The following is a 17,056-nucleotide window of genomic DNA, read 5'->3' as shown; positions in this document are numbered from 1 at the left end:
GATATCTTACGATTAAGATAAATGATGGAATTATCTTAGTGTCAAGACATCTCGACGAAAATATCGGGGAGCTGGCTGGCGACGGCCTGCTGGACGGCATCGACGCGCGCCGGGCGCAGTGGGCAAGGGAGCTGCCCCATCTCGACACGCGCGGCATGGCGATCCTCGGCCGTGCCCGCTGGATCACGCTTGCCGCCCGGCCCAAGATCGAAGCGGTCTTCGCCTCCTACGGGCTCGACACCGGCGAGGCGGACGTCGTGTTCACACTGCTGCGCTCGGGCCCGCCCTATCGGCTGCGCCCGACCGAGCTCTACAAATCCATGATGATCTCGTCGGGAGGCGCCACCAACCGCATCGTCAAGCTGCTCAAGGCAGGCCTCGTCAGGCAGGTCAGTTCGGAGGGCGACGGCCGCAGCCTGCCCGTAGAACTAACGGAAGAAGGCCTCGCCCGCGCCCGCGAGGCCTTCGAGGCCGACATGGCGGTCGAGACGCTGATGCTGGAGGGCCTGACCTGGGACGAGCAGGCGCAATTGGCGGGGCTTCTGCGCAAGCTGGCACTATCGCTCGGCAGTTCGCCGTCGATGGAATGAAGCGCTAAGCCAGCCTCAGCCTGCCTCCACCTCGCGCGGCCAGTGGCGGTGCAGCGGATCGATGACGAAGCTATGGGCATGGCCGTGGCCATGGCGATGCCCGCCTTCGACCCAATGCGGATCGTCGTCGGCCAGATCGTGGTGATGATGGCCCAGGACGTCGGGATCGGCGACAGGCCAGACGACCAGCGCCGCAACAGTGGAAGCTGCCGCAACCGTGGCCATGACGGCAAAGGCGGCTGTCAGGCCGACGGTCGCACCCAGCCAACCGGCCAGGGGATATGTGATCAGCCAGCAGGCATGGGACAGCGCGAACTGCGCAGCAAACAAGGCGGGCCGATCCTCCGCCCGCGACGAGCGCCGGATCAGGCGGCCACCCGGCGTCTGGGCCAGCGAATAGCCGAGCCCGAGCGCGAACCACAGCGGCAGCAGCCCGTCATAGCCGCGGACCAGCGTGCCACACAGCAGCCCTGCCGCGACCAGTGCGATGCCCGCCAGCATGATCGTGCGGTCGGAAATGCGGTCGAGAAACCTCGGCAGCATCAGTGCCGCCACCATCGAGCCGCCGCCATAGGCCGCGAGCGCCATGGCGGTCGCCTGCTGGTCGAGGCCGAACTCGCCCTGGACAATGACGACGGTGTTGACGATCACCATCGCACCCGAGGCGGCCACCGCCATGCCGACGGCCAGAAGCCCCCGCAGACGCGGTGTCGCCAGATAGATGCGCAGCCCGCGCGTCGTCCGCTCGTAGATGCCGCCCTGCCCTGATGCCAGCCTGCTCGGCAACTTCACTGAAACAACAAGTGCCGCGGATGCGAGGAAGCCCACCACCGTGCCGGCAAACAGGCTATGGAAGCTCACCACCGTCAGCAGTGCCGCCGCCAGGATCGGGCTGACAAGGCTTTCGAGATCATAGGCGAGCCGCGTCAGCGACAGCGCGCGCGTATAGTCCTTCTCGTCGGGCAGCACGTCGGGAATGGTCGCCTGGAACGCCGGCGTGAAGCCGGCAGACGCCGATTGCAGCACGAAGATCAGCACATAGACCTGCCACACCTCCGATACGAACGGCAAAATCAGCACCACGCCCGCCCGAACGAGGTCGAGGCAGACCAGCATCAAGCGCCGCGGCAGCCTCTCGGCAAGTGCGGCGGCAACCGGCGCGATAACGACGAAGGCGGTCATCTTGATCGCAAGCGCCGTGCCAAGCACGACGCCAGCATCGGGCCCGGCCAGATCGTAGGCCAAAAGCCCCAGCGCCACCGTGGCGAGGCCAGTGCCGACCAGCGCGATCAACTGGGCGGCGAAAAGATGGCGATAGGTGCGGTTGGACAGGATCTGCAGCATTACAGGCGGCTTTCGGCGTCTGGCAAGGCAACTCGGCGGAAGCCGGGGCCATGCTCAGAGGTACTTGGTGATTTCCTTGAACTCGTCGATCGACTGCCGCTGCTCGCGCGGCAGCGGTCCGACCGCCTCCTCGAGGCAATGGTCGAGATGATCCTGGATCAGCGTGCGCTTGGCCTGGCCGACCGCCTTTTCGACGGCATGCAACTGCTGGGCGACATCCAGACAAGGCCGCCCGGCCTCGATCATGGCGATGACGCCGCGCAGATGCCCCTCGGCCCGCTTCAGCCGCTTGAGCGTCTCAGGATGGGTAGCGTGGGTATGCGTGTGATCGGACATGCATGATTGCTATCCCCCTGGAGGGGATAGAGTCAAACAGTTTTGTTGCTTCGGCAACCTCGGTCTCGGCCGGTTCGGCAACGAAAACAGCCGGCTACGCTGAATCTGGGCATCTGGCCATGCGCCCAGGCAAGCTGGCGCTATCGCTCGCCGGCTGCAAGGCGCCAGAGTGTCCGCCGGGAATCACCATGCTGGCAGCGATGCCGAGGGGAATTGCATGAACCGCGACGATCTTGCCGCAATGCTGGGCCGACAACCGGCTGCCATGGCTCTCTACGCTACCGGCAAGGGGCTCAAGCAACCCTGGGGCATTTCGTCAGGTATGGCCGACAGCGTTGCCGGCAGGCCGCTTACGGTGGACACGCCGCTGCGGGTGGCGAGCAACACCAAGACCTTCGTCGCCGCCACGGTCCTGCGCCTGTGGGAACAAGGCCTCGTCGACCTCGACGGCCCCATCGCTCCGTTGCTCACGCCCCTATTGAACGAGCTTCTCTCGGGCGCGGGATACCGAACGGGCAAGATTTCGGTCCGCCAGCTTCTGAACCACAGCGCCGGGCTGAACGACCATGCCGACGACCCTCGCTATTTCGAGACCGTCCTTCGCGAGCCGGCGCGTTTCTGGACGCGCGAGGAGCAAGTCCGCCTCGCGGTCCAATATTCGCCACCCTTGAGCGAGGCCGGCCGCCGCTTCCGCTATTCCGATACCGGCTACATCCTGCTGGGCGACATCATCGAGCGTATCTCGGGCGAGACGCTGGCAGCCACGGTTCGGCGCCAGATGTCATTCGACTGGCTCGGCCTCACTTCGACCTGGTGGGAGATCGCGGAACCCCAGCCGGAAGAAATCGAGCCCCGAGCGCACCAGTTTCTCGGTGAGATCGACGCAACCGACGTCAGCGCGTCGATGGACCCTATGGCGGTGGCGGGCTGGTCATGTCGGCGCGTGACCTTGCCACAGTCTTCGCCGCCCTGTTCGAAGGCCGGGTTTTCGACAGTCCGGCAACGCTTCGCCAGATGCTCTCGACCGGCCCCCACGAAGGGACCGAGACCTACCGCCTCGGCATCGCCGTCAGCCGCGTCGGCGAGGCCGATTGCCATTCGCATCTCGGCTTCTGGGGAACGGCGGCCTACTATTCGCCAGCCTCGGGCATCGCCATTTCAGGTTTCACCACCAACCGTGAAGCGCGCGGCGCCATGGTGTCCATCATGGAGCAGGTACTTGCCGAGACGCCAACCTTTGCCGCCATCGCCTGAGCCTTTGCCACCTACAGCCTCATGAACGAACCACACCCCACCTCATTCGCCGACCAACTCGCCCTTGGGCAGCGCTCGTTCAAAGGCCTGCAACTGGCAGGCAACGATCTTGCGCGGCTCGATCTCAACGGCTGCGAGCTCGCCGACTGCAATCTGACCGGCGCCGACCTGTCGGCGGCAACACTCACGGACACCCGTTGGCTCAACTGCCGCATGGCCGGCGCGCGGCTCACAGCCATCGATGCGGTCGACGCCCAGTTTCACGGCTGCGACCTCGCCAATACCGACTGGACCCGTTCGCGGCTGAACGCTGCACGCTTCAGCCAGAGCAAGCTCACTGGCGCAACCTTCGCCGACTGCTCGATGAACGGCATCGAATTTCAGGCGTGCCTGCTTGTCAGCATCTTCCTCTCAGGCGTTTCGTTTCGCCGGAAGACGCTCGAAAACATCGATTTCGGCGATGCCGATCTCAGGGACTGCGATTTCCGCGAGGCGGTCTTCGACGGCTGCAGCCTGCGTGGCACGGCCCTGCGGCTCTGCAACTTCCAGAAGGCGGACCTGCGCGGCTGTGATCTCGGCCCGCTGAAGCTCAACGAGGCTGCCTTCCTGAAGGGGGCGGTGATCTCGAAAGGCCAGGCCACCGATCTTCTGCGCAATCTCGGGCTGCAGGTACTGTAGAAAGCGCCTCGGCCAAACCGCAACAGCGACGGGGCCTCACCAACCGCGAAAGCGCGGCCAATGCGCCAGCCCGCCATCCGCCGTCAGCACCTCGAAGCCGTCAAACTGGGCGGCCGTCGCGCAGGCGTGGTTGGGCAGGATGCGCAGCATCGTTCCAACAGGGATATCCGGCACCGCGCCCGACGCTCCGGGCCTGAGGGTCACGATGCCATGCTCCTGGTTGGTGCCGGTGACGATCAGCCCGCCGAGCGCCCTGCCCTCGATATCGCAGACCACGCCATACCCCTGGTCGACCTGCTGGCTCGCCGTGCCGCGATCGCGCGACAGCGCCATCCAGCCGGCATCGATCATGATCCAGCCGCGTTCCCTCTGATGGCCGATCACGGTTGTCAGCACCGACACGGCGATATCCTCGAGCCGACAAACGCCGATGCCGGCCTGGACGAGGTCGAACAGCACATAAACACCTGCCCTCACCTCCGTCACGCCGCTCAGGTCGCGGGCGAAATGTGCTGTCGGCGTCGAGCCGACGCTGCGCACCGGGCAAGGCAGGCCGACGTCCTTAAGGGCGCGCGCGGCGGCCAGCACCGCATCGCGCTCGCGCTCGGCAAAGTCGACCAGCTCGGCCTCGCTGTGCGCGCCATAGCTTTCACCGGCATGGGTGATCACGCCGCGCAGTTCCGCGCCACCCCGGGCAAGCACCCGGCCGATCTCCACCAGCGCCGGGTCATCGGGGTTCAACCCGGAGCGGTGGCCGTCGCAGTCGATCTCGATCAGCACCGGGATCGCGTGGTCGGCGGCGCGCGAAGCCTCGGCAACGGCGTGCGCCTGCGCAAGCGAATCGAGGATCACGATCGCCTCGCAGCCCCTGGCATGCAGCGCCAGAACGCGCGGCAGCTTCTGCGGTGTTATCCCGACGCAATAGAGAATGTCCTTGATGCCCGCGTCGAAGAACACTTCCGCTTCCCGCAGCGTCGAGACGGTGGCAGCCTTCGCCTTGCGCATCACGCGCCGGGCGGCGTCGACCGACTTCACTGTCTTGAGATGCGGGCGTCCGGCGACGCCGAGCCGCGCCAGCTTGTCGTCAAGGCGGGCGATGTTGCGGAGCATGATCGTCTCGTCGAGAACGAGGCTCGGCGTCTGGAGGCTCGCCAGCCTGCCGGCTGCGTTCATTGCCGCCCCCATCGCCGTATCGTTTCGCCCGTACTCTCCAGCGTCGCCTCGAATTCGGGCGACACAAGCACCGCATGCATGTGCAACTGGCCCGTGCCGACGTTGCGGAAGCCATGCCTTTGGCGCGCAGGCACGACAAAAGACTGCCCCGCTGCCATGCGGAGCGACGTGCCGTCCAGCCACAGTTCTGCGTCGCCAACAATGACCATCAGCACCTCCTCGACAGAATGATGATGCGTCGGCGCGCCGGCTCCCGGCGCCACCCATTGTTCGAAGATGCAGAGTTGATCGGCCCCGGCCTGCGCCGACACCAGCATCCGCGTGCTGACGCCTTCGCGCCATTGCTCGATGGCATGGTCGGAATGAACGACAGCCTTCAAGAGAGCGTCCCCTTGTGTCCGTAGTTCAGGCTATGCGTGGGACAGGATATTCCTCGCCGCCCCTTCCGGCAACACGGACAATACCGGGACCGCGCCAAGTCCTTGTCTCGGGTTGTCGCCATCCATTTCTTCGTGCGAATAAGCGGCGGCAGAACAAGGCGAAGCATCGATGATCAAACATGCCAGAATAGAGGACGCATCCAGCCTGGCTGCCATCGGCATCGAAGTCTGGCTCAACACCTATATTCGCAATGGCGTGAACGCGTTCTTCGCCGACTATGCCCTCAGCCATTTCACGACCACCAATTTCGAAGCCATCTTGTCGAAGACCGACAACTTCATCCTGGTGTCGGAGAACGGCATCGGAATAGACGGGTTCGTTCACATGGCGCTGGGATCGCCGGCGCCGGTCAAAGGCTGCTCCGACCTGGAAATCGTCAAGCTCTATGTCCAGCCCCGCCACCAGGGGTCGGGCGCCGGCGGCCGGCTTCTCGCGGCGGCGCTGCAGTGGTGCACGTCCACTGACCGGCCGGATGTTTGGCTCGCGGTCAACGCCGAAAACACCACGGCAACCGACTTCTACCTGAGAAAAGGCTTCGCTAACGTCGGCGACACCGAGTTCCAGATCGGCGACCAATCCTATCCGAACCACGTCCTGCGATACGCATTGGCGTAGCCGCCGACAAGAGGTGGCTGTGAAGCCTCTTCAGTGCGGGAAGTCGAGTCCCATTTCGCGGTAGCGCTCGGGGTCGTTGCCCCAGTTCTCGCGCACCTTGACGAACAGGAACAGGTGCACCTTCTGTTCGAGGATGCCACCGATCTCCATGCGCGCCGCCTGGCCGATGGCGCGGATGGTCTCACCCTTGTGGCCGAGAACGATCTTCTTCTGGCTGTCGCGCTCGACATAGATGACCTGCTCGATGCGCACCGAGCCGTCGGGCTTTTCTTCCCATTTCTCGGTCTCGACATGCGACGAGTAGGGCAGCTCCTGATGCAGCCTGAGATACAGCTTCTCGCGGGTGATTTCGGCTGCCAGTTGGCGCATCGGCAGATCGGAAATCTGGTCCTCGGGGTAGTACCAGGGGCCCAGCGGCAGGCGCCTGGCCAGGAAGTCGAGCAGGTCCTTGCAACCGGAGCCGGTCAGCGCCGAGACCATGAAGGTGCGCTCGAAATCGACCTGCTCATTGGCAGCCGAAGTCAAAGCCAGAAGCGCTTCAGGCTTCACCCTGTCGACCTTGTTGAGGATCAGCATCTTGGGCTGGCGCACGTCCTTGAGACGCTCAAGGATGGCAGCCGCGTCACCGCGGATGCCACGCTCGGCGTCGATCAACACCAGGATCACGTCGGCATCCTTGGCACCGCCCCAAGCGGTGGTGACCATCGCCGTGTCGAGCCGGCGCTTGGGCTTGAAGATGCCGGGTGTGTCGACGAAGACGATCTGGGCGCTATCGTGGGTGGCGATGCCGCGTACGATAGCCCGTGTGGTCTGCACCTTGTGGGTGACAATCGACACCTTCGCGCCGACCAGCTGGTTGACCAGGGTCGACTTGCCGGCATTGGGTGCGCCGAGAAGGGCAACGAAGCCCGAACGCGTGGCGCCGGTTTCGGGTGTGGTGGTTTCGGGGGCATCGGTCACGATGCGGTCTCCTCGTTTTTCCAGACGCCCTCGCGCACGAGCAACGCGGAGGCCGCATTCTGCTCGGCTTCGCGCTTGGAGCGGCCGGTGCCCGTGGCGGGCGTAAGATTTCCAACCCTGACGCTCACCGAAAAGACGGGATCATGGTCGGGGCCGGTGCGGCTGTCGATCTTGTAAGCGGGAACGGCACCGGCTGCCTGGTGCGCCCATTCTTGAAGCTCGGTCTTGGGGTCGCGGCGCGCGGCGTCCACGGCCTTAGCCCTCGGCTCCCAGTATTTGTGGATGAAACGCTTGGCCGCATCCAGCCCGCCGTCGAGATAGATGACGGCGATCAGCGATTCCAGCGCATCGGCGCGCAGGTTGACGCGCTTGCGCTCGGCAAGGTTGCGCACTTCCGAGCCGGCGCGGATGAGTTCGGCAAGGCCGATCTCGTCGGCGATCTGGGCCAGCGCCTCGGCGTTGACCAGCGCGTTCAGCCGGACCGAAAGCTCGCCCTCGGGCGCGTCGGGAAAATCGGCCAGCAGCATGTCGGCAACGGCAAGCCCCAGCACCCGGTCGCCCAGGAATTCGAAGCGCTCGTAGTCGACGCCGGCATGCACACTGCGCGCACTGCCATGCGTCAGCGCCCGCTGCAGGCGCTGGTGGTCGCGGAAGACATGGCCGGTGCGAAGTTGCAGCGCATCGGCGAGTTCTGTGGCGGTGAGCCGCTTTGCAGCCATGTCCTATCTGACGAAGTTGAACAGGCGCGAGCCGCGCATTTCCGACGGCCACTTCCAGATTTCCAGCGGGCTAGCGCCCCCGGCGATCGAGAAGAAAATGATGTTGGCGCGGCCGACAAGGTTCTCGGCCGGCACATAGCCGACGTTGAAGCGGCTGTCGGTCGAGTTGTCGCGATTGTCGCCCATCATGAAGTAATGGCCTTCGGGCACGACGAATTCGCGGGTGTTGTCGCCGATCGAATTCGGCGTCAGGTCCAGCGTGTCGTAGGAAACGCCGTTCGGCAGGGTCTCGCGATAGACGTCGACCGGGCGGTTTTCCTCGGTGATGTCGGGATTGTCGATCTGGCCGACCTTCACCTTGGGCACGGCGACATCATTGATGTAGAGCACGCCGTCCTTCATCTGGATGCGATCACCAGGCAGGCCGACGACGCGCTTGATGTAGTCGAGCGAAGGGTTCGGCGGGAACTTGAAGACGACGACATCGCCACGCTCGGGATCGGAGCCGAAGATGCGGCCCGAGAACAGGTTGGGCGCCAGCGGCAGCGAGAAACGCGAATAGCCGTATGCCCATTTGGTGACGAACAGATAGTCGCCCTCGAGCAGCGTCGGGCGCATGGAGCCCGACGGAATCGAAAACGGCTGGAACAGGAAGGTGCGGATCACCAGGGCCAGCAGCAGCGCCTGGACGATAACGCTTACGGTTTCGCCAAGCCCACCGGACTTTTTCTGTTTTTCAGCCACGCTCATGTCGTCCTCGATTGCAGGTCGCGATGGTATAAGGGCTCGTTCGCCCCGGGGCAATGTCTCCAGGGCCGCCAAAACCTCAAGATAGTGGCCGTTGTTCGACCGGCATCGCCTCGATGATCACAAAGGCTTGTGCGAGCGGGAAATCGTCGGTGATGGTCAGATGGACGACGGCGTAGTGGCCTGCCGGCGTGATCTTTGCCAGGCGCGCCGCGGCTCCACCGGTCAGTTCCATGGTCGGCTGCCCCCCCGGTCGGTTGACCACGCCCATCTCGGTCCAGAACACGCCTTCGGCAATACCGCAGCCCAGCGCTTTGGCGCAGGCCTCCTTGGCGGCGAAGCGCTTGGCATAGGAGGCGACACGCCCTCGCCTGCCCTCGGCGCGTTCCTGTTCGGCTTCGGTGAAGATGCGCTTGATGAAGCGCTCACCATGACGCTCGATCGATTCCTCGATCCGCCTGATGTCGATGAGGTCGCTGCCGATGCCGATGATCATCTTTTCCCCTCCGGCGCACAACGCCGCAGCTGCCGATCTCCCTCCTTGCGGGGAAGACTGCCGGCAGGCCAGAGGGGGGCGAGCGGGCTCAACAGAATGCCCTCTCAGATGTTACGGCTGCCCGGCTTGATGGCCGGGATCGCCGCCAGTTCCGGCGGCAGCTGGTCGGCCGGATAGGCCGGCACCTCATATTCGGCAAGCGCAATCAGCGGTACGCCGACATCGGTCTTGCCGGCCGAGCGGTCGATGATGCAGGCGGCAGCCACCACTTCGGCGCCGAGCTCGGTCAGACAAGCAATGGTCTCGCGGATCGACAGCCCGGTGGTCACGATGTCCTCGACGATGACGACGCGGACGCCCTTCTCGATCTCGAAGCGGCGCAGGCGGAAGGTGCCCTGCTCGCGCTCGACCCAGATCGCCGGCACATGCAAGTGCCTCGACGTCTCATAGGCCGGGATCAACCCGCCGATCGCAGGCCCGACGACATAGTCGATGTCGCCCTTGACCTCGGCGGTGATCTTCTCGGCCAGCGCCTTGCACAGCGCCTCGGTCTTGTCGGCGTGCATGAAGACACGCGCCTTCTGCAGGAACACCGGGCTGCGCAGGCCCGAGGTCAGGATGAAATGGCCTTCCAGCACGGCACCCGCCGAGCGGAAGATGTCCAGAACGTCGCTTGTCTGCATTTTGTCTTTCCTGTCTTCGTCCAGCACGGACGCCGTCACCCGTTGACGCGACGGGCGTCACTGACGCTGGCATTTTCCTTGAGCTGCGAAATCAGCCGGTTCAAGTGCTTGAGATCCCAGACCTCGAGATCGAGCAGCATTTCGGTGAAGTCGGGGGCCGTGCGCACCATCGACAGCGAGTGGATGTTGGCATCGTTAGCCGCCACCACCTGCGTGATGTCGGCGAGCGAGCCCGGCGCGTTGATCGCCGTCACCGAAATGCGCGCCGGGAAGCGCTCCTTGGAACCCTCGTCGAGATCCCAGCGGACGTCGATCCAACGTTCCGGCTGGTCGTCGAAGGCCATCAGCGACGGCGACTGGATCGGATAGATGGTTATGCCCGAGCCCGGCTGCATGATGCCGACGATGCGGTCGCCAGGCACCGCACCTTCTGGCGCGAACTTGACCGGCAGGTCGCCGCTGACGCCACGGATCGGTACGGCCGGTCCCCAGCGCTTGGGCTCCTTGCGCTGCGGCGTCGAGGAGCGCCCCGGAATCTGGAACAGCATACCCGCGGCATTGCGGATCTTCGACCAGCCTTCTTCGCGCGGCTTGGAGGCTGCGGGCGTCGCCCGCTCTTCCTTGTAGTCGGGGAAGACGGCCCGCACGACGTCGTTGGACGACAGCTCGCCGCGGCCGACTGACGCCAGCACGTCCTCGATATCCTTGCGGGCGAGACGGTGAAGCACCGGCTTCAGCCCGTCCTTGGTGAACTTCTTGCCGGCGCGCTCGAAGGCGCGCTCGAGAATGCGGGTGCCGAGCCCCGAATATTGCTTGCGGATGGCGTTCTTGGTCGCCCGCCTGATTGCCGAGCGCGCCTTCCCGGTGACGACGATCTGCTCCCAGGCGGCAGGCGGCACCTGTGCCTTGGAGCGGATGATCTCGACCTCGTCGCCGTTCTTGAGCTCGGTCATCAGCGGCATGACGCGGCCGTTGACCTTGGCGCCAACGCAGGTGTCGCCGACGTCGGTGTGGACGGCATAAGCGAAGTCGATCGGGGTGGCGCCGCGCGGCAGCGCGATCAGCATGCCCTTGGGCGTGAAGCAGAACACCTGGTCCTGGAACAGCTCAAGCTTTGTGTTCTCCAGGAACTCTTCCGGATTGTCGCCGTCGGCCAGCTGTTCGATCGTGCGCCGGAGCCAGCCATAGGCGTTGGTGTCCTTGGAGATGGTGTGACCGGCGCCATTGGCCTTGGCGACTCCATCCTTGTAGATCGAATGCGCGGCGACGCCGTATTCGGCGATCTTGTTCATCTCGCGGGTGCGAATCTGCAGCTCGATGCGCTGGCGCGAGGGGCCGACGATGGTGGTGTGGATCGAGCGGTAGTCGTTCTGCTTAGGCGTCGAGATGTAGTCCTTGAAGCGGCCGGGAACCATCGACCAGGTGGTGTGGATGGCGCCGAGCGCGCGATAGCAGTCTTCCAGATTGTCGAGGATGACACGGAAGCCGAAGATGTCGGACAGCTGCTCGAAGGACAGCGCCTTGGTCTCCATCTTGCGGAACACCGACCACGGCTTCTTCTGCCGGCTCGTGACCACGGCCTTGATGGCATATTTGTCAAACAGCGCCGACAGTGCCTTCTCGATGTCCTCGAGCACGCCCTTGTTGCGCTCGGACAGATCCTTCAGCCGCTCCGTCACCGTCCGGTAGGCTTCCGGGTTGATGTAGCGGAAGGCGAGCTCCTCGAGTTCCTCGCGCATGCCCTGCATGCCCATGCGGCCGGCAAGCGGCGCATAGATGTCCATCGTCTCTTCGGCGATGCGCAGGCGCTTGCTTTCGGGCACATGGTGCAAGGTGCGCATGTTGTGCAGGCGGTCAGCGAGCTTGACCAGGAGCACGCGCACATCTTCCGAGATCGCCAGCAGGAGCTTGCGCAGATTCTCCGCCTGCTCGGCCTTCTTGGAGACGAGATCGAGCTTCTTGAGCTTGGTCAGTCCCTCGACCAGCCTGCCGATGTCGGGCCCGAACAGTTCATCGATCTCGGCGCGCGTCGCGCTCGTGTCCTCGATCGTGTCATGCAGCAGGGCGACCGCAATCGTCGCCTCGTCGAGATGCATGTCGGTGAGAATCGCCGCCACTTCCAGCGGATGCGAGAAGTAGGGATCGCCAGAGGCGCGGCGTTGATGGCCATGCTTCTGCATGGCGTAGACATAGGCTTTGTTGAGCAGCGCCTCGTTGACGTCAGGCTTGTAGCGCTGGACGCGCTCGACAAGCTCATACTGACGCATCATGGGCAGCTTCCTGGAACTCGAAATGAATCATGCGCCGCAAGGACTTGCGACGCATGTCATAGATAAACACTGATGTGGCGGCGCGGAAGTGCCGATCAGCCGGTTTGGCGCGCGTTTTGACGCGACGCGAGACCTTTTTGAGAATTCGCCCTGCCACGCCAGATGGCCGGCAGGGTCGGACTCACGATTGGCCTTAGAAATCGTCGCTCTTTTCGGGAGCCACGAGGCTCTCGATGCCGGCGAGCAGATCTTCTTCCGACATGCGGTCGAAGTTGATGTTCTCTTCCGGCTCGTCCGCGTCGATTGCCGAAGCGGTGGCCTGGTCCGCCGGCTCGGGAGCTTCCGGCTCCGGCTCGTCGACCTCGACATGCTTCTGCAGCGAATGGATCAGGTCTTCCTTGAGATCGTCGGGCGACAGCATCTCGTCGGCGATTTCGCGCAGCGCCACGACCGGGTTCTTGTCGTTGTCGCGCGGCAGGGTGATCTGCGCGCCCTGCGAGATCTGGCGGGCACGGTGGCCGGCAAGCAACACCAGCTCGAAGCGGTTGTCGACCTTGTCAATGCAGTCTTCAACAGTTACGCGGGCCATGAAGTGCCCCTTTCATGCATGGATTTGATGGAAAGCTGACGCGTGCATTAACCCGAATGGCCGGACAGTTCAAGCACGAAGCCCATTCACGCTCTGCGTAGCCAGTTCACCCGCATGGGTCCAACCACAGTTTTTTTACCGCCCCACGACCTTACCCCTCTTGGAATGACTCACTGTGGGCGATATCTGCCGGATTGGGGCAAGGAATTCTCCGGGGACGTAAACGCTCGAAACTGGCGTATTTGGCGATACCTATTTCAACAAGGATATTTTCCTATGTTTGATTCCCGCGAAAAAATCGCACTCTTCATCGACGGAGCCAATCTCTACGCTACCTCGCGCTCACTTGGGTTCGATATCGACTATCGGAAACTGCTCGCAAGCTTTCAGAAGCGTGGTTATCTGCTTCGTGCCTACTATTACACGGCACTCGTCGAGGACCAGGAATACTCGTCGATCCGTCCGCTGATCGACTGGCTCGACTACAACGGGTTCAAGGTCGTCACCAAGCCGGCGAAGGAATTCACCGACGCGACCGGTCGGCGCAAGATCAAGGGCAACATGGACATCGAGCTGACGGTCGATGCGCTGGAGCTTGCCGATGTCGTCGACCACTATGTCATCTTCTCCGGTGACGGCGATTTCCGCACGCTCGTCGAGGCGTTGCAGCGCCGCGGCCGCAAGGTCAGCGTGATCTCCACCATGTCGTCGCAGCCGCCGATGATCTCGGACGACCTGCGCCGCCAGGCCGACCACTTCATAGACCTGATGACACTCAAGGGCGAGATCGGCCGCGAGCCGTCGGAACGACCGGTCCGCAAGGCCGAGGCTGCCGACCAGACCGCCGAAGACATCTGAGCGATGCTGTTTTCGGCCTCAGCCCTACCAGTCGATCCCGACCGGAACTGCCCATTGTGCCCGCGCCTGCACGACTTCATCGCCGGCTGGCGCGAGCGTGAGCCGGGCTGGTACAACGCGCCGGTGCGCTCCTTCCTGCCCCCGGAAGGAGAGCAAGCGGTCACGTTTCTGATCGTCGGGCTTGCACCCGGGGTGCGCGGAGCAAACCGTACCGGCCGGCCGTTCACCGGCGACTACGCCGGCGACCTGCTCTATGCAACGCTGAAGAAATTCGGAATGGCGCGCGGCGAATTCCTGGCCCGTCCCGATGACACCCTCGAGTTGATCGGCACCGCGATCACCAATGCCGTGCGCTGCGTGCCGCCGGACAACAAACCGGTCGGCGCCGAGATCAACACCTGCCGCGCCTTCCTTACGCCAACGATCCACCGATTTCCCAAGCTCAAGGCCATTCTGACGCTCGGCTCGATAGGCCACCAGTCGACCGTTCGCGCCCTTGGCGCACGGGTCGCCGCGGTTCCCTTCAAGCATGGCGGCCGTCACGACATCGGCGGCATCACGGTGTTTTCGAGCTATCACTGCTCGCGCTACAACACCAATACGGGCGTCCTGACGGAAGAGATGTTCGTCAATGTTTTCCGCGACGTAGCCGAGTTCCTACAAAAATAGAAACACGCCTGGAACCGCAAAAATGCCCGGTTGCGCGCAAGGCAACAACCGGGCAAGGGGCATTCGCGACGGAGACGGCTGGCTATCGCGTCAGCCGCATAACCGGTCAGCTGAGCTGACCGTAGCTCCGACCGACGCGGCAGTAGCGCCAGCCGGTATCCGGGCCGAAACAGGCCGGGCGATTTCAACCGCGGGCCGACTTGCCGCTGGGGTAACCTCGGCCATCCGAGGTCGAAGACGGCTTGCCCGGCTTGCTGGGACCCGCCACGATCCGGATGGTCTCGCCCTGCTTACCTGGGGCGGCATCATTCGCGCCGAACATGGCTTTGCCGGGAGGCGAGCCCTTGCTCCCAGGAGCTGAAACAGCGCCGGTCCTGCCCGGGCCGGCGGCCATTTCCATGGTTGCGCCCTCGACCTGCTCATAGCTGATCGTCGTCGAAGCCACTTCCTTGGCCACAGAAACCGCAGCATGGGCCGCAGGCGTCAGCATCAGCGCCGCCGCGGCTATCATGATCGTCCTCATCTGTCTCGTCTCCTTCACCGGCCGTCCAGCCGCATTGCGGCGCACGATGGCACCGCTCCTCGCTTGGTGCTGGACCACGCCTGCGCCATGACGCGATCTGCCCTCAAGTATGGATGCAATCCCGCGACTTGGGCATACGGCAGATGGCGTATTTCGACCGCGAAACAGACCGATGTCGCATTTTCGCCGATGAGGGGTGTTGGAGGAAATGAGACGGTACAGAAGGAAATGCAGAAAGAGCGCGCACCCCAAAGGCCGCGCTCTGTCCAGCACCCGTCATCCGTCCCTTTCGGGGCACCTTCTCCCACAAGGGAGAAGGGATATTCGCTACCCGCGCTCTTTCAGCAGCCGCCCCTTTTCGCGGTTCCAGTCGCGCTGCTTTTCGGTCTCGCGCTTGTCGTGAAGCTTCTTGCCACGGCCGATGGCGAGCAGCATCTTGGCCATGCCGCGATCGTTGAAATAGATCTTCAGCGGCACAAGCGTCATGCCCTCGCGCTCGATGCTCTGGGCGAGCTTGGCCATCTCGCGCTTGTTGACCAGCAGCTTGCGGCGGCGCCGCGTCTCATGGTTGAAGCGGTTGGCCTGCAGATATTCCGGCACGTAGGAATTGATCAGCCACAGTTCCCCGCCCTCGAACGAGGCGTAGGAATCCTGGATGTTGGCCTGTCCCAGACGCAGCGACTTGACCTCAGTGCCGCTCAAGACCATGCCGGCCTCGAGCGTGTCGAGCACCTCATAATTGAAGCGCGCCTTGCGGTTTTCCGCGGCGATCTTGTTGTTGGGGTCGGATTTCTTGCCCTGGCTCATGACGTCGCTATGTGTTTGGTGCGTCCTGCGGCTTACCCGTCTGGCCCGCATCCCCGGATGAGGAGCCACCGGCATCCGAACCCCTGCGCAAACAGCGCCTTGGCTTCAGCTGCAGTGGCTGATTTCCCTCATCGCGAGGTGCGAATTCGAAGGGCTGGCGTCGAAGGAGACACAATCCCAAGAGCGCTTACATGGCTGCGAAGTGACAATTCCGCAAGCCTTTGGGCACTCAGTTGATGAGGCCGGCGTGCTTCATCGCAGCGTCGATCTTCTCTGCTGTCGCAGCTTCGACGGTGACCAGCGGCGAACGCAGCACATTCTCGATGCGGCCGAGACGCGACAGCGCGTATTTGGCGCCCGAAGCACCCGGCTCTATGAAGATCGCCTTGTGCAGCGGCATCAGGCGATCCTGCAGCTCAAGAGCCTTGGCATTGTCGCCGGACAGGCTGGCGATCTGGAATTCGGCGCACAGGCGTGGCGCAACGTTCGAGGTCACCGAAATGGCGCCAACGCCGCCATGGGCGTTGAAGCCGAGCGCCGAAGCGTCCTCGCCCGACAGCTGAATGAAATCGGTGCCGCAGGTGATGCGCTGCTCGGAGACGCGCTCGACCTTGCCGGTCGCATCCTTGACGCCGGCGATGTTCTTGAAGTCATGGGCCAGCCGGCCCATCGTCTCCGGCGTCATGTCGATGATCGAGCGCGGCGGGATGTTGTAGATGATGACAGGCAGGGTCGTTGCCTGGGCGACAGCGGCGAAATGCGCATAGAGGCCACGCTGCGTCGGCTTGTTGTAATAGGGCGTGACGACCAGCACGGCATCCGCGCCGACGGTTTCGGCAAACTTGACCAGCCCGACGGCCTCTTCGGTGTTGTTCGAACCGGCACCGGCAATAACCGGCACGCGGCCACGCGCAACCTCGACGCACATCTTCACGACGTGGCGGTGTTCGTCATGGGAGAGTGTCGGCGACTCGCCGGTTGTGCCTACGGGGACGAGACCCGTGGTGCCCTCAGATATCTGCCATTCGACGAGTTCGCGAAAGGCTTTCTCGTCGAGACGGCCATTCTTGTCGAATGGTGTCACGAGCGCGGTAAGTGAGCCTCTCAGCATGTCGTCCAACTCCAGGGAACCCTACGGTTTCGCGGTCTTTTTGATGTCGCCGGCTTTCTAGCCGAAAGCAGGGCCGCGCACCATAGTCTCGACATCAATTTGCGGCAAGTATGGCAACGGGCAAACAGGGGCATTGGGCAAGTGGGTTGTAATGAGCGCGCTAACCTTTCGTTTACCGCCTCTTCACAACCCG

At 63.6% G+C, this 17,056-nt stretch carries 19 protein-coding genes and 1 pseudogene; 6 read left to right on the top strand and 14 right to left on the bottom strand.

What is annotated here, in order from left to right; all coding sequences use genetic code 11:
* The first annotated feature begins 38 nt into the window (after nucleotides 1–38).
* On the top strand, nucleotides 39–590 hold the full coding sequence (locus B015_RS0107405; RefSeq protein ID WP_018427043.1) for a MarR family transcriptional regulator: 552 nt from the start codon (nucleotides 39–41) through the stop codon (nucleotides 588–590).
* A gap of 15 nt (nucleotides 591–605) precedes the next feature.
* Here the strand turns inward: B015_RS0107405 and B015_RS0107400 are convergent, their stop codons facing one another.
* Both B015_RS0107400 and B015_RS0107395 read right to left on the bottom strand, forming a co-directional pair.
* Nucleotides 606–1,934 carry an MFS transporter gene (locus tag B015_RS0107400; protein ID WP_018427042.1) on the bottom strand — a complete coding sequence of 443 codons (1,329 nt, stop codon included), beginning with the start codon at nucleotides 1,932–1,934 and terminating at the stop codon, nucleotides 606–608.
* A gap of 54 nt (nucleotides 1,935–1,988) precedes the next feature.
* Nucleotides 1,989–2,270: a metal-sensing transcriptional repressor gene (locus B015_RS0107395; RefSeq protein ID WP_018427041.1), complete on the bottom strand. Its 282-nt coding sequence runs from the start codon at nucleotides 2,268–2,270 to the stop codon at nucleotides 1,989–1,991.
* 891 nt (nucleotides 2,271–3,161) lie between these two features.
* Between B015_RS0107395 and B015_RS34065 the strand changes: the two are divergent.
* Both B015_RS34065 and B015_RS30585 read left to right on the top strand, forming a co-directional pair.
* Nucleotides 3,162–3,524: pseudogene (locus tag B015_RS34065) on the top strand (serine hydrolase); the annotation flags it as partial.
* Nucleotides 3,525–3,545: 21 nt separating this feature from the next.
* Nucleotides 3,546–4,202, top strand: a complete 657-nt coding sequence (locus B015_RS30585) for a pentapeptide repeat-containing protein (RefSeq protein ID WP_018427038.1) — start codon at nucleotides 3,546–3,548, stop codon at nucleotides 4,200–4,202.
* A gap of 36 nt (nucleotides 4,203–4,238) precedes the next feature.
* Here B015_RS30585 and B015_RS0107375 read toward each other — a convergent pair whose 3' ends face one another.
* Complete coding sequence (locus B015_RS0107375; protein ID WP_018427037.1) at nucleotides 4,239–5,375, bottom strand: DSD1 family PLP-dependent enzyme; 1,137 nt, start codon at nucleotides 5,373–5,375, stop codon at nucleotides 4,239–4,241.
* The gene (locus B015_RS0107370) at nucleotides 5,372–5,755 is read right to left on the bottom strand and encodes a cupin domain-containing protein (protein ID WP_018427036.1); all 384 of its coding nucleotides are present in this window, start codon (nucleotides 5,753–5,755) and stop codon (nucleotides 5,372–5,374) included. Before B015_RS0107370 ends, B015_RS0107375 begins: the two co-directional genes overlap by 4 nt.
* A 169-nt stretch (nucleotides 5,756–5,924) precedes the next feature.
* On the opposite strand from B015_RS0107370, the gene B015_RS0107365 reads away from it, so the two are divergent.
* On the top strand, nucleotides 5,925–6,431 hold the full coding sequence (locus B015_RS0107365) for a GNAT family N-acetyltransferase (protein WP_018427035.1): 507 nt from the start codon (nucleotides 5,925–5,927) through the stop codon (nucleotides 6,429–6,431).
* Nucleotides 6,432–6,461: 30 nt separating this feature from the next.
* Here B015_RS0107365 and era read toward each other — a convergent pair whose 3' ends face one another.
* The 7 genes from era to rpoZ form a co-directional block, all read right to left on the bottom strand.
* Nucleotides 6,462–7,391 (bottom strand): GTPase Era, encoded by a 930-nt coding sequence (gene era / locus B015_RS0107360; protein ID WP_018427034.1) that lies wholly within the window; start codon nucleotides 7,389–7,391, stop codon nucleotides 6,462–6,464.
* Entirely contained in the window at nucleotides 7,388–8,110 is a 723-nt protein-coding gene (gene rnc / locus B015_RS0107355; protein WP_018427033.1) for a ribonuclease III, read from the bottom strand. The genes era and rnc overlap by 4 nt, the downstream gene beginning before the upstream one ends.
* A gap of 3 nt (nucleotides 8,111–8,113) precedes the next feature.
* Nucleotides 8,114–8,860 (bottom strand): signal peptidase I, encoded by a 747-nt coding sequence (gene lepB, locus B015_RS0107350; RefSeq protein ID WP_018427032.1) that lies wholly within the window; start codon nucleotides 8,858–8,860, stop codon nucleotides 8,114–8,116.
* A 76-nt stretch (nucleotides 8,861–8,936) separates the two neighbouring features.
* Nucleotides 8,937–9,353 carry a holo-ACP synthase gene (acpS, locus tag B015_RS0107345; RefSeq protein ID WP_018427031.1) on the bottom strand — a complete coding sequence of 139 codons (417 nt, stop codon included), beginning with the start codon at nucleotides 9,351–9,353 and terminating at the stop codon, nucleotides 8,937–8,939.
* A gap of 104 nt (nucleotides 9,354–9,457) precedes the next feature.
* Nucleotides 9,458–10,036 (bottom strand): orotate phosphoribosyltransferase, encoded by a 579-nt coding sequence (gene pyrE, locus B015_RS0107340; RefSeq protein ID WP_026226998.1) that lies wholly within the window; start codon nucleotides 10,034–10,036, stop codon nucleotides 9,458–9,460.
* Between the two features lie 35 nt (nucleotides 10,037–10,071).
* Nucleotides 10,072–12,306, bottom strand: a complete 2,235-nt coding sequence (locus B015_RS0107335) for a bifunctional (p)ppGpp synthetase/guanosine-3',5'-bis(diphosphate) 3'-pyrophosphohydrolase (RefSeq protein WP_018427029.1) — start codon at nucleotides 12,304–12,306, stop codon at nucleotides 10,072–10,074.
* Nucleotides 12,307–12,499: 193 nt separating this feature from the next.
* Nucleotides 12,500–12,895 (bottom strand): DNA-directed RNA polymerase subunit omega, encoded by a 396-nt coding sequence (rpoZ, locus tag B015_RS0107330; protein ID WP_018427028.1) that lies wholly within the window; start codon nucleotides 12,893–12,895, stop codon nucleotides 12,500–12,502.
* A 276-nt stretch (nucleotides 12,896–13,171) separates the two neighbouring features.
* On the opposite strand from rpoZ, the gene B015_RS0107325 reads away from it, so the two are divergent.
* Nucleotides 13,172–13,753 (top strand): NYN domain-containing protein, encoded by a 582-nt coding sequence (locus tag B015_RS0107325; protein ID WP_018427027.1) that lies wholly within the window; start codon nucleotides 13,172–13,174, stop codon nucleotides 13,751–13,753.
* A gap of 3 nt (nucleotides 13,754–13,756) precedes the next feature.
* Nucleotides 13,757–14,422 (top strand): uracil-DNA glycosylase, encoded by a 666-nt coding sequence (locus B015_RS0107320; protein WP_018427026.1) that lies wholly within the window; start codon nucleotides 13,757–13,759, stop codon nucleotides 14,420–14,422.
* Between the two features lie 184 nt (nucleotides 14,423–14,606).
* On the opposite strand, the gene B015_RS0107315 is transcribed toward B015_RS0107320, so the two are convergent.
* The 3 genes from B015_RS0107315 to dapA all read right to left on the bottom strand — a co-directional run bounded on the left by B015_RS0107315 (nucleotide 14,607) and on the right by dapA (nucleotide 16,863).
* Nucleotides 14,607–14,945, bottom strand: coding sequence for a hypothetical protein (locus B015_RS0107315; protein ID WP_018427025.1), 339 nt, complete (start codon nucleotides 14,943–14,945; stop codon nucleotides 14,607–14,609).
* A gap of 327 nt (nucleotides 14,946–15,272) precedes the next feature.
* A complete protein-coding gene (gene smpB / locus B015_RS0107310) occupies nucleotides 15,273–15,752 on the bottom strand; it encodes an SsrA-binding protein SmpB (RefSeq protein ID WP_018427024.1) in 480 nt (159 codons plus the stop codon).
* 229 nt (nucleotides 15,753–15,981) lie between these two features.
* Nucleotides 15,982–16,863 (bottom strand): 4-hydroxy-tetrahydrodipicolinate synthase, encoded by an 882-nt coding sequence (gene dapA, locus B015_RS0107305; protein WP_026226997.1) that lies wholly within the window; start codon nucleotides 16,861–16,863, stop codon nucleotides 15,982–15,984.
* Between the last annotated feature and the right edge of the window lie 193 nt (nucleotides 16,864–17,056).

Origin of the sequence: Hoeflea sp. 108 (assembly GCF_000372965.1) — a bacterium.
GTDB lineage: Bacteria > Pseudomonadota > Alphaproteobacteria > Rhizobiales > Rhizobiaceae > Aminobacter.
This window is presented reverse-complemented; position numbering and strand designations above follow the sequence as displayed.